10 protein-coding genes are annotated in these 13,020 nt (G+C 36.3%); 6 read left to right on the forward strand and 4 right to left on the reverse strand.

What is annotated here, in order from left to right:
* The first annotated feature begins 536 nt into the window (after positions 1–536).
* A complete protein-coding gene (locus tag ACLJX0_RS12130; protein WP_410880791.1) occupies positions 537–2,459 on the forward strand; it encodes a polysaccharide biosynthesis protein in 1,923 nt (640 codons plus the stop codon).
* Positions 2,460–2,491: 32 nt separating this feature from the next.
* Here ACLJX0_RS12130 and ACLJX0_RS12135 read toward each other — a convergent pair whose 3' ends face one another.
* From ACLJX0_RS12135 to ACLJX0_RS12145, 3 genes are all read right to left on the reverse strand, one after another.
* Entirely contained in the window at positions 2,492–3,121 is a 630-nt protein-coding gene (locus ACLJX0_RS12135; RefSeq protein ID WP_410880792.1) for a hypothetical protein, read from the reverse strand.
* A 55-nt stretch (positions 3,122–3,176) separates the two neighbouring features.
* Complete coding sequence (locus ACLJX0_RS12140) at positions 3,177–3,905, reverse strand: YggS family pyridoxal phosphate-dependent enzyme (RefSeq protein ID WP_410880793.1); 729 nt, start codon at positions 3,903–3,905, stop codon at positions 3,177–3,179.
* Between the two features lie 61 nt (positions 3,906–3,966).
* Positions 3,967–4,413, reverse strand: a complete 447-nt coding sequence (locus ACLJX0_RS12145) for a GNAT family N-acetyltransferase (RefSeq protein WP_410880794.1) — start codon at positions 4,411–4,413, stop codon at positions 3,967–3,969.
* A gap of 84 nt (positions 4,414–4,497) precedes the next feature.
* Here ACLJX0_RS12145 and ACLJX0_RS12150 point away from each other — a divergent pair, with 84 nt between their 5' ends.
* Complete coding sequence (locus ACLJX0_RS12150; protein ID WP_410880795.1) at positions 4,498–5,958, forward strand: PLP-dependent aminotransferase family protein; 1,461 nt, start codon at positions 4,498–4,500, stop codon at positions 5,956–5,958.
* 394 nt (positions 5,959–6,352) lie between these two features.
* Here the strand turns inward: ACLJX0_RS12150 and ACLJX0_RS12155 are convergent, their stop codons facing one another.
* Complete coding sequence (locus ACLJX0_RS12155; RefSeq protein ID WP_410880796.1) at positions 6,353–7,417, reverse strand: 2,3-butanediol dehydrogenase; 1,065 nt, start codon at positions 7,415–7,417, stop codon at positions 6,353–6,355.
* Between the two features lie 245 nt (positions 7,418–7,662).
* On the opposite strand from ACLJX0_RS12155, the gene tpx reads away from it, so the two are divergent.
* The 4 genes from tpx (at position 7,663) to ACLJX0_RS12175 (ending at position 13,018) form a co-directional block, all read left to right on the forward strand.
* The gene (gene tpx / locus ACLJX0_RS12160) at positions 7,663–8,160 is read left to right on the forward strand and encodes a thiol peroxidase (protein WP_410880797.1); all 498 of its coding nucleotides are present in this window, start codon (positions 7,663–7,665) and stop codon (positions 8,158–8,160) included.
* Between the two features lie 152 nt (positions 8,161–8,312).
* Positions 8,313–10,832, forward strand: a complete 2,520-nt coding sequence (locus ACLJX0_RS12165) for a DNA translocase FtsK 4TM domain-containing protein (RefSeq protein WP_410880798.1) — start codon at positions 8,313–8,315, stop codon at positions 10,830–10,832.
* 17 nt (positions 10,833–10,849) lie between these two features.
* A complete protein-coding gene (locus ACLJX0_RS12170; protein WP_410880799.1) occupies positions 10,850–11,494 on the forward strand; it encodes a LolA family protein in 645 nt (214 codons plus the stop codon).
* Between the two features lie 9 nt (positions 11,495–11,503).
* Complete coding sequence (locus ACLJX0_RS12175; RefSeq protein ID WP_410880800.1) at positions 11,504–13,018, forward strand: LptF/LptG family permease; 1,515 nt, start codon at positions 11,504–11,506, stop codon at positions 13,016–13,018.
* The last annotated feature ends 2 nt before the right edge of the window (positions 13,019–13,020 follow it).

The raw sequence follows: 13,020 nt of genomic DNA on the forward strand, positions 1-13,020 counted from the left end.
CCCATTTCGAACAGAGAAGTTAAGCCCGCTAGCGCAGATGGTACTGCCACATGGTGGGAGAGTATGTCGTCGCCCTTCTTTTAAAAGCCTGATTACGCAAGTAGTCAGGCTTTTTTTGTTTACAGTTGACAGTGAACGGTTTACGCTAGAGAAGGGAAATGGGAGATGAGTGTTTTCCTCACCCAATCCTCACCCAATCCTCACCCAATCCTCACCCAATCCTCACCCAATCTCACCCAATCTCACCCAATCCTCACAAAGAACAAAAACCAAACAACAAATACCAAGAACAAAACATCGCAAATAGTAAACTCTTACAAAAAAAAATGTATTTTTTTCAGCAGTTTGTATTTACTATTAGTAGTATTAGTATAGAATGTATTTTATATTATGATATTTGTTGTGTTAGCTTGTTTTTTTTAACTTATTTTTTAACATTATTGTTTATTATAGAATAATCGACGCTTTTTTTATCTAAATAATGTCGAAAATGTACTATCTTTGGTAAAAAAGAAGAATTATCCATTTATATTGCTATGATTGAGCGTTTGAAAAGTAGGTTAAAGAGAGATATTCCTAGGGGAATTATATTCGTTATAGATATCTTTATTATTCTTTTTACCTATTTTATTTCCTTACTTTTTTTAAGTAATTTTTACGGTACGTATGATATTGAGCTATTCTATTCTAAGCTACCAATTGTTTTAGTAGCCTATATACTTAGTTTTTGGATAGTAAAGCCTTATCGTAGTTTGATTCGTCAGACGTCGATTAAAGACATTGAATTAGTGTTTATTACTTGTTTATTTGCAAGTGTTCTAATTACTATTCCAGCTGCTTTACAACGCAATGGAATTATTGCAGGAGAACAATTAGATGATTTTGTTAGACAGTCCTATTCTTTTATTGTGATGCACATGCTCTTGTCTGTGGCTATTTTGGTGTGTGCTCGTTTGTTTTATAGCCAATTTTACCGTAGCTATATTTTAGAGGTTCGCAATGAAAAAAGAGTGCTAATTTATGGTGCAGGTGACTCGGGTTTAATTACGTTAAATGCTCTAGCAGCTGATACGAAAGTACGTACACAAATTGTCGGTTTTATTGATGATAATGACCGTAAAGTTGGCCAGCGTATTGCCGGTTATCGCATTTATGGAAGTAAAGAAATTAACAGTGACTTTGTGAAGCAATACCGCATTGATGATATTATTATTTCTATTCAGAATATTCAACGGGAGCGTTTAAATGAAATTGCAGAGTATTTAGTAGAACTTCCTGTTAAGATTAAGATTATTCCACCTGCTACAGACTGGTTGAATGGAAAGTATACGAATAGACAGATTAAGGAATTGCGAATTGATGATCTTTTAGGTCGTAAAGCAATTAATTTAGAAAATCCAATTATAGGCAATGAATTAAAAGGGAAAGTAGTCATGATTACTGGGGCTGCGGGGTCCATAGGTAGTGAAATAGCTAGACAAGTAGCTTTGTTTGATTTCAAGCAGTTAATTTTAATTGACCATGCAGAATCTCCTCTTTATGACGTTCAACAGTCTATGGTGTCTTCATTTAAAGATCGTATAGTGTATGTGGTGGGAAATATTCGGGAAGAGGCAAATATGAGGGCAATTTTTGAGCAGTATAGACCCGAGTTGGTATATCATGCAGCAGCCTATAAACATGTTCCATTAATGGAGTCTTATCCGTATGAAGCAATCTATACAAATATAAAGGGAACAAAGCATATTGCAGATTTATCTGTTGCATTTGGCGTACATAAGTTTGTCATGGTTTCTACTGATAAAGCCGTCAATCCAACCAATGTAATGGGGGCTACGAAACGTGCAGCTGAAATTTATGTGTCTAGTTTAAAAGACAAAGGAACTACCAACTTTATTGTAACGCGTTTTGGAAATGTATTAGGATCTAATGGTTCTGTTATTCCTCTTTTTAAACGTCAGCTCGATGCTGGAGGTCCACTAACAGTTACGCATCCTGATATTACACGTTATTTTATGACAATTCCCGAAGCATGTCAGTTGGTTTTAGAAGCTTCAATTATGGGAAATGGAGGAGAAATTTTTGTTTTCGATATGGGGAAATCTATGAAAATTATAGATTTAGCTAAACGTATGATTCAATTAAGTGGATTGGTTTATCCGGATGATATTGATATTAAAATTACAGGATTACGTCCAGGAGAAAAGATTTTTGAAGAACTCCTTGCCAATGAAGAGAATACTGTAAAAACGCATCATGAAAAGATTATGATTGCGCAAGTAAGAGAGCAGAATCTTTCGGAGGCTAAGCAGGCGATTGAACAGCTTTGTTTAAGCGTTTTAAGTGAGGATAAAAAAGAAGATATGATGTATTTAGTAACAACATTAAAACAGATTGTTCCTGAGTTTAAATCTCAGAACTCGGTTTATTCTTCCCTGGATCATCAAGTAGAAGCATAGTAGAAAGGCTATCCTCTGACAGCCTCTCTTTTTTATTTTTGCCAAAGCTCAATGCTTTGAAATTTTATCTCTTTGATGGTATTTCCTTGTGTATCTCCAATAGGTTTTTCAAAAACAACCCAATACATCATACGTTTTTTACTCGTTGGATTGGTGTATACGCAACTAAGTAAAGGAGAGCTTGGATTATTTCCACTGCCGTTTTTGTATTTCATCGGTGTAGTGCAGTATGGACTAAGTTCGTCATAGTTCGTATTGTAGGCATAGTCCTTATTTTTATACTGGATTTGTTTTTTACTATCTAAGGTGTATTCGCTGTGGAGTAAAAATTGAGCACCAAAATAGAGTTGGTTTCCTTGTTTTAATTGCTCTACCGTAAATCGACTTTCTTCTGCTGTAGTAAAGGGAATATAATACATTTTGTCTCCGTCAAATCCATCAAAAATACTATAGGATAGATTTCCTATTTTGACGTCTTTGTTATCAATATCAAATGTTTGTAAGAGTTGTTGAATGCTTTCTGTATTCGGTTGATCCAAGGTCATCTCATACATGAGGTCACCAATTCTTTCCCCAAAAGTTTTGGTTTGCGCCTCCGTGGTTACTGAAAAAAACAGAAGAGAAATAACAACTAGGAATGCGTGTAAATTATATTTTTTCATAGAATTTATGTTTAAACTTAAAAATACAATTTTTATGCCAAACAGCGCCTGCTTTTTACTTGTTTTCGTTCCAATAGTAACTATCAGGGTAAATTCGCTCACCAAAGATGGCGGTTCCTACGCGAACAATCGTCGCTCCTTCAGCAATAGCAATTTCTAGATCTCCACTCATTCCCATGGATAATTCTTTCATTTCTACTCCTGGTATATTCAGTTCTAATGCTTGTTGTTGTATGTTTTTAAGGAGCTTAAAACAGGGGCGTATTTGAGCTTCATCTGCGCTAAATAAACCAATGGTCATAAGACCTTTTATGCGTAGTGTGTCCAATTGAGCAACTTCTTGGATAAGTGTTAAGGCGTGTTCAGGAGCAATGCCAAATTTACTTTCTTCTTGAGAAGTGTTTACCTGAATCAATACCTCCATAGTCTTGTTTTCGAGTGTTAAGCGTTGGTGTAGTTTATTCGCTAAGTCCAATCGGTCAATGGAGTGAATACAAGTTACGTCGTATTTTAAGATGTCTTTGATTTTATTCGTTTGCAGATGACCAATAAAGTGATTGGTCGGTTTTAAATCAAGTAAATCGTGGTATTTTTCTTTTATTTCTTGTATTTTGTTTTCGCCTAATAGCGTTTGACCGGCAGCTATAGCCAGGCGAATTCGATCAGCAGGAACAGTTTTCGTAGCTAGGAGTAATTGAACCTCTCGTGGGTCTCTGTTGTTGGCTATACAGGCCTTTTCCATGCGCTTTAAAATGTACTGTATGTTTTCTTGAATGTGTAACATAGGATATAAATTAAGAGAATAACAAAATTGGCGAAGCCGAAACTCCGCCAACAAACTAGACTTATTTCCACCAATTATAGTAGTTATGCACTCCATCGTATTGAAAATCACATTTCGGATAGAGATTATTACCAATGATGTTCGTTTTTTCTGTTTCGAGCATAAGTCCACAGGCATCTGTTTCTTCACACCATAATTTGCTACGGTCAATTAAGGCAACAGACAATCCTTTTCCTCTGTGGTCTGGGTGTACGAATAAGTCGCTTAATAACCATTGTTTTTTTAGCTTAATGTAGTGAAATAACTTGTACAATTGCACGAAACCCACCGCTTTATTATCTATCATAGCCAAAAAAATATCCGACTCCCCTTGAAGTAAGCGTTCTTTAATAAAAGCACTACTTCCTTGTAAATCCGATTCTTGGCGATAAAAAATTCGGTATAAATTAAATAATTCAGACGCTTCTTTTACATCTTCTAAACTCGCTTTTTTAATCGTGTAATTCATCGTTTTTTTTTATTTTATGGGACAAAAGTAGAGGAGATTAGGACTATCTTTGTGGTCCAGTTAAGTTATAATTAGTAGTCCAATATGCTGCCATTTGAGAGAATCATCACAATCGATAGAACAAGTAAGATACCGATTTACAGACAGATTGCTATTTCGTTTATCAATGCAATTAGTCAAGGGGTTATCAAAGCAAATACGCATTTGCCTAGTACACGAGATTTAGCGAAGTTACTTGCTGTACATCGCAAAACGATAGTAGCTGCCTATGAAGAGCTAGAGGCACAGGATTGGGTGATATCCGTCCCGCGTAAGTATGTAGCCGTTTCTGCTAAGATTCCGAATTTAAAACCAAAAAAATGGACAGAAGAAGAGGAGAATACGTCCTCTTATGCTACTCTATTTGATTTGGCATTCAAGCAGATAACTCCTCCTAAACAAAAAACAAGTCCTTCTTTGCCTTCTGTCATCATTGATGATGGATTTCCTGATGTACGACTTTCACCTATAGATGATTTGCTGAAGATTTATCGTTCGTATACCTCGAAGAAGCACAGCATTCGCAATGCTACATTTGGCAGTGCACAGGGAAGTTTGAAGTTGCGTGAAGTTTTAGCTGATTATTTATCGGAAACAAGAGGATTAAATATTGAAAAGGAACATATTTTAATCACTCATGGCGCACAAATGAGTATTTATTTAGCAGCACAACTGTTGTTAACTCAAGGAGATATTGTTGTGGTAGGGAGGCCGAATTATGGTAAGGCTACTCAAGTGTTTGAACAAACAGGTGCAAGAATAGTAGAAGTTGGGGTGGATGATAATGGCATCATCGTTGAAGAAGTTCAAGCCATTTGTGAGCAACAGCCTATTAAAGCAATTTATGTGATTCCACATCATCATTATCCTACTACGGTCACGCTGAGTATTGATCGTCGGATTGCTTTACTTAAATTATCCCAACAGTATAGGTTTGCGATTATTGAAGATGATTATGACTATGATTATCATTATGCTTCTTCACCTTATTTACCCTTAGCTAGTAGTCAACACAATGGGACTACCCTTTATATCGGGTCATTTTCAAAGCTATTGGATCCTTCTATTCGCATTGGATTTATGGTTGCCCCATTTAATTTTATTGAACAAGGGGTGGCTTTGCGTAAGCTCATTGATGTTGGGGTGGACGGATATATGCAAAATGCCTTGGCGGAGTTAATTAGGCAAGGGGAGTTAAAACGACATATTAAAAAAGCAAAAAAGTGCTATTTTACTCGCAGGGATTATCTAGACCAACTCTTACAGGACCATTTGAGTGCACATATCACCTATACTTTACCTTCTGGAGGAATGGCTATTTGGGTGGTATTGAACCCTTCTCATCAGCTTGCTAACCTATGTAAGCATCCTCAAGTAGCCATTAAGCAATCCGTGGTTGAATTAAATGCGTTTCGCTTTGGTTTTGCTTCAATGAATGAACAGGAATTAGAACAAGCTGTTTTGTTGTTGAAGGAGATTATTGAAAGGGAAAATGAGGGGGCGTAATTCGTAATTTGTGATGGGTGAGAATTTGGGTGAGGGTTGTTTAGTCTCTTCGTTTGTAAGAAAATTGCGCTTTGTACGGGATAAACCTTATCCAATAACAAACAACAAAAAGCAAACAACAAATAACGAATAACCTAGAAGTTCATATCCAGTTTAAATCATTTGAAAAGCCTATCCAGAACATGTCTTTTGTTTGTGTAAATTGTTACCTAGTAGATGTATAAAAAAATTCTACTTGGTTTTTAACCCAAGTAGAATTTTATATTTATATGTTTTTTTGTGCAGTAAAGAGTTATCAGTTAACGTCTTATGTATTGTGAATTTATCTTCATATCAGTTAAACCCACTGATTTAGAAAATTCACTTAGTTCTTATTTCTACTATTCACCAAAAACTATCGATTAATATCAATCAATATTTTTACTTCAGAAGGATTTTTAATTAGCGCTTCAAAGCCTTGATTGACGATTTCGTCTAAACTGATTTTATTGGTAATTAACTTTTCTACAGGCATTTGACCACTGCTGATTAATTTCATTGTTTGTGGAAATATATTGCGATAAGCGATAACTCCTTTTACGGTAATTTCGCGTAAGACTTGTTGAAGTGCATCGTGTTGAATAGGTTGACCAAATAGGGCTACAAGTACAACGGTGCCTCCATTTCTCACTACGTTAAACCCCGTATCGTACGAGGCTTGTACACCAGCACAATCTAGAAAAACATGAGGACCTAACTGGTCGGTTACATTTTTTATTTTTTGGTTTAGATCTGGATCCATAGCATTAAACACGTGAGTAGCACCAATTTCTTTGGCTTTTTCTAGGCGTTTTTCAGCGACATCCGTGACAATAACCGTACTTGCTCCTGCTGCTAAAGCTGCTTGTACACATAGAAGTCCAATAGGACCTGCTCCAGAAATAAAAGCAGTTTCTCCAAGTTGGAGGTTACTTTGCATGACAGCATATACTGCCACAGCTGCTGGTTCTACCATGGCGCCTTGTTCAAAGGACATGGATTCAGGCATTTTATGTACCATATAATCTTCAACCACGACGTAGTTTGCAAACCCACCATCTCCAGCTAATCCAATAAAACCGAGGTGCTCTCCTAAGTTATATTGACCTGCAGTAGTGAAAGGACTGTCAAAATTTTTATAGATGGGCTCGATTACCACACGATCTCCTTTTTTTAGATGAGCGACTCCAGCGCCTACTTCTTCAATAATTCCTGAGAATTCATGACCCAACGTGGTTACTCCTTGATGACCATTTAATGGATAGGGAGCGTCCATGGGAATTAGTTGTGGGCCGTGGTTGTATTCGTGTAAATCCGAACCACAAATGCCTGCGAATTGAACGGCAATTTTGACTTGATTGGTTTTAGGTTGTGGTATGTTGACTTCCTCCACGCGAATGTCTTTTGCTGCGTACCAACGTGCTGCTTTCATTGTTTTCATTAAACTTTTTTTAGGTGTTTCCATCAAAGTTAGGGAAAAGGAAAGATATAATGGTTTATTTAGTAGTTTTGCGTATGGAAATTAACGTGATTTAAGAAAATATACGGGTTGTCTCCCTTTTTTTGCATGGTAAGGTGGGAGATGCCTTAAAGAGATAAAGAATGATTTGCGATAAGAGTTAGCAAGATTTAAAGCAAATAATTGGGCATTTTTTCTTATTTTTGTTTGAATAAAAAAAGCAAGGTATGGCAACAGTTACATTAAAAAATAATCCATTTCACACGGTAGGTGAGTTACCTAGTGTAGGTTCAGTAGCCCCTAATTTCGAATTAGTTGGGGTAGATTTAACAACAAAAGCATCGGCAGATTTTGCAGGTAAAAAAGTGGTGTTGAATATCTTCCCTAGTGTGGATACTCCAACATGCGCGATGTCTGTTCGCACGTTCAATCAAAAGGCGAGTCAATTCGATAATACGATAGTATTGTGCATTTCTAAAGATTTGCCTTTTGCACAAAATCGTTTTTGTGGAGCAGAAGGAATTGACAATGTGGTTATGTTGTCTGATTTTAGAACAGGTGCATTTGGGAAATCATATGGAGTGACGTTTGAAGATGGACCTTTAGCAGGTTTATTATCGCGTTCAATCGTTGTAATTAATGAAGAAGGAAAGGTAGTTTATACCGAGCAAGTAGCGGAAACAGCGGATGAACCAAATTATGAATTGGCTTTAGCTGCCTTATAAACGGGCACAAATAAAACGAATGTAAAAGATATTTTTAAAGAAAGTTGTTCATTTGCAAAGTAAAGCAAAACACATTTTTTTAAAGATATCTTTTACTTTATTATATTCGCTAGTAACCTGTCAACGCCTATCTTATCAATTGCAAGGTATAAATGGAAAGAGAAAATAAATCAACAAAGAAAAAAGTCAGTCCGCTAGAGCAGAAAAAATACGACACATCTATTTTAAAGAATTCGCGTTTTTTGTTTTCTATATTGCTGATTATTATAGGAATATCGCTTATTTTGAGCTTTATTTCTTATTTTATATCAGGAATAGAGGACCAAAGTAATTTAGTCGATGTAGGGAATCGAGAATTGGAAGTAAACAACTGGTTGGGAAAATTAGGTGCCTATTTAGGTCATGTTTTTATTTACCAAGGGTTTGGAGTAGCTTCTTTTTTCTTTGCTAAATTACTTGTACATACAGGCGTGTATGCCTTTTTTGGTATTGCTGCTAAGCGAATTAAAAAAGTGATTTTTTGGGATCTAACTTCGATGGTATTACTGGGAGGATTTCTTGGATTTTTCTGGCAATCTAACCCACTTTTAGGCGGAACGGTAGGCTATGAAATCAATTTGTATTTAACAGATTACCTTGGAACAGCAGGTGCCATTTTACTTCTTAGCTTTATTACGCTTGCGTTCTTTTTATTTCGCTATAAATTATCTCCAACCAAAATCAGAGATTTTATTGCGACTCTTCCTCATAAATTTTCGAAATTATCTCCTGTTACGAAGTTGGATGATGCTTCTTTTGATAAAGAGGTTGTATCGACTTCCGCAAAAGATGAAACGGTAAACGCAGCAACTCTTTCGGAGGAAAAAGAAGTAAGTCCAGCAGCAGATAAAAGAAACAATACACTACAGTCTGAAGGTGAAATTCGAGTAAAAGAGGCACAAACTTCCGCTTTTTCTATTGATCATAAGAGTATTAAACCTACGATAGGACATAGTTCTGAATTGAATCTTCCGTTAAAGAAAGAGGAGATTGAACCTGTAATAGAAAAGGAAGTAAAGCCAGTTTCTACAGAAGAATTTGTTATTGAAACTGGTCAAGAAGAAGGAACGGTAGAGGAAAATTTAGCCGCTCAATTGGTACAGGATTTTGGAGAATTTGATCCAACGTTGGAATTGTCGAACTATCAATTCCCCGCCATTGATTTACTCAAGGATTATGGAACGGGAAGTATAACCATTAATCAAGAAGAATTAGAAGAAAATAAAAATAATATCGTAGAGACCCTGCGCAATTACAAGATTGATATTGCACAAATTAAAGCGACGGTAGGACCTACTGTTACTTTATATGAAATTGTACCTGAAGCAGGTGTTCGTATTTCTAAAATTAAGAACTTAGAAGATGATATTGCGTTGTCTTTGGCGGCTTTAGGAATCCGTATTATAGCACCAATCCCCGGAAAAGGAACCATTGGTATTGAGGTGCCGAATACGACTCCGTCTATTGTTTCGATGCGCAGTGTTATAGGTTCACCAAAGTTTCAAAGTGCAGAAATGGAGTTGCCTGTGGCTTTAGGGAAAACGATTTCGAATGAAACCTTTGTTGTAGATTTAGCGAAGATGCCCCATTTATTGATGGCTGGTGCAACTGGACAAGGAAAATCGGTGGGATTAAATGCTTTACTTACTTCGTTGTTGTATAAAAAACATCCAGCAGAGGTGAAATTTGTATTAGTCGATCCCAAGAAAGTAGAGTTGACTTTATTCAATAAAATTGAACGCCATTATTTGGCTAAACTACCCGATTCTGAAGAGGCAATTATTACAGATAATACGAAGGTAATCAATACATTGAATTCTCTTTGTATTGAGATGGATAACCGGTATAGCTTGTTGAAAGATGCGATGGTTCGCAATATCAAGGAGTACAATGAGAAGTTTAAACAACGCCGTTTGAACCCAGAAAATGGACATCGATTTTTGCCTTATATTGTTTTGGTTATTGATGAGTTTGCGGATTTAATTATGACTGCGGGTAAAGATGTAGAAACGCCTATTGCGCGTTTGGCTCAGCTCGCTCGTGCCATCGGGATTCATTTGATTGTGGCCACTCAACGTCCATCCGTAAACGTAATTACCGGGATTATTAAAGCAAACTTCCCTGCGCGTATTGCCTTTCGCGTAACGTCTAAGATTGACTCTCGTACCATTCTTGATCAACAAGGAGCAGATCAATTAATTGGTCGTGGAGATTTACTTTATACCCAAGGAAATGATTTAGTACGTGTACAATGTGCGTTTGTTGATACGCCAGAAGTCGATCGAATTACGGAATTTATTGGTGGACAAAAGGCTTATCCAGATGCGTATTTGTTGCCAGAATACGTAGGTGAGGAAGGTAGTGGTTCAGCTCTAGATTTAGATATTAGTGAACGCGATTCGCTGTTTAGAGAGGCAGCGGAAATTATTGTTACGGCTCAGCAAGGATCTGCGTCCTTGTTGCAACGCAAATTGAAGCTAGGATATAATCGAGCTGGAAGGATTATTGATCAGTTGGAAGCAGCACATATTGTGGGGCCTTTTGAAGGTAGTAAGGCACGTAGTGTATTAATTCCTGATTTAGTAGCTTTGGATCAATTCTTCCAAGAAGAACAAAACGACTTATTTAACTAAGAAAACGAAGAGTAAACATGAAAAAAATAGCCTTTCTTTTAGTACTGTGTACTACTGTACTAAGTTATGGACAAAGTAGCCAACGTGCTAGAAACTATTTAGATGAAGTTAATAAGAAAATAGCTAGTTATTCCACTATTTCTATTGATTTTCACTATGCTCAAATTGATGGAAAATCTGGCGATGTCAACCAAGAAACAGATGGGCATATTGATTTGAAAGAGAATCTATATCGCTTGTCTTTTATGGATATGACACGTATTTTCGATGGGAAAAAGATTTATACAATTAGCGATGAGGATAAAGAAGTAACGGTATCTAAATATGACCCTAAGAAGATTGACAATGCCTTGCCTTTACAAATATTGACGTTTTACAAGGAAGGATATGACTTACAGTGGGATATTTCACAAACGGTAAAAGGCAAAGAGATTCAATACATTAAACTGATTCCACTGGATAAAAAATCGGGTATTAAAGAAGTATTAGTGGGAGTTGATCATGCCACCAAGCAGATTTATACTAAAATTCAAGTCAATAAAAATGGTTCAAAGTCGGTCTTGACGGTTAAATCTTTTCAAACTAACCAAAGTATGTCGAAAAATCACTTTACCTTTACAAACGCAGATTATTCAAATTATTACATCAATAACATAGATTAATTCGACTTCGTGAAAATACTTGATCGCTATATACTAACCTCCTTTGTATCGACACTGTTTACAGTGTTTATCATTCTTTACTTTATCTTTATTTTGCAGGGTATTTGGTTGTTTATCACTGAATTAGCAGGGAAGGATTTAGACTTCTTCATTATTGTGCAGTTTTTACTGTTCTATTCCCCTAAGATGATTCCGTTGGTATTGCCTTTATCAGTGCTATTGGCGTCGATTATGACGTTTGGTAATTTTGCGGAGCACTATGAATTTGCTGCGATGAAAGCATCGGGAATTTCATTAAAAAGAGCGATGCAACCGTTGTCTATTTTTATTGCCATACTCGCTTCTATTTCATTTTGGTTTGCCAATGATGTGATTCCCAAAGCAGAGTATCGTTTTATCAATATGCGCAAGGAAATTTTGCAGACTAAACCTGCCATGGCTATTGCAGCGGGACAATTTAATGATGTAGGTACGATTAATATCAAAGTAGATAAAAAAACGGGCGAAAAGGGACAGTATTTGGAAAATGTAACGATGCATATTAAGTCTGCGTCAGGCTATGATAATAAAGCGGTTATTCGCTCGGTGGATGGAGAGTTGGAATCGGATAATACGTCGAGTATTTTACAATTGCACTTGTTCGATGGGAATTATTATGAAGATGTTATACCTAAATCTACTTCACAAATGCGCAAGAAGCCCTTTACAAAAGTGGCTTTTGAAAAGTATACCATGAATATTGATTTAGGAGCTTTACAAGATAATACAGCAGAACGAGAAGAGATTAAGAACACCTATCATATGTTGAATATTAAGGAATTAACCTATACAATTGATTCCTTAGAAACTACACTACAAAGCGATAGAAAATCAAACATGGAAAATATGCTGTTGCGCTATAACAGTATTTACAGCCCCTATTTTCACAATCGAACGATCAGTACAACTAGCGTAACGCAGGAAGTAAAGAAAGATTCAATAGCTAAGAAAGTTGTGGATTTCAACGAACAGCCACTAGCTTCTTTTTCAAAGGAAATGCAAGCAAGGATTCTACAATCGTCTATTGATTATACCAATAATATTGTGTTTAATACAGAATCAAATGATGTAGCGGCTTCGAGTCAGATTAAAAAATTAAACGACCATTATTTGGCCTTGTATGAAAAATTTGTCATTGCCTATTCGTGCTTTTTGATGTATTTCATTGGAGCACCTTTGGGAGCTATTATCCGAAAAGGTGGACTAGGACTGCCAATCGTATTTGCGGTTATTATTTTTATTTTATATCACTTTGTCAATACATTTGGTAAGAAATTGGCACAAGAGGATGGGATACAACCGATTTTAGGGGCTTGGGCAGGTGCTTTGATACTTACTCCTTTGGCTGTCTTCTTGACCTTAAAAGCAACGCGAGATAATGGAGAGGTGAACTTCTTGGGGTTCTTTTCGACAATTGGAGATTTCTTTACGGGATTATTTACCAGAAAACAAGCAGTAAAAGAAGAAAAACAAACATTAGAATAACA

The sequence above is a fragment of the Myroides sp. DW712 genome (assembly GCF_046557355.1).
In the GTDB taxonomy this organism is placed as follows: Bacteria; Bacteroidota; Bacteroidia; order Flavobacteriales; family Flavobacteriaceae; genus Flavobacterium.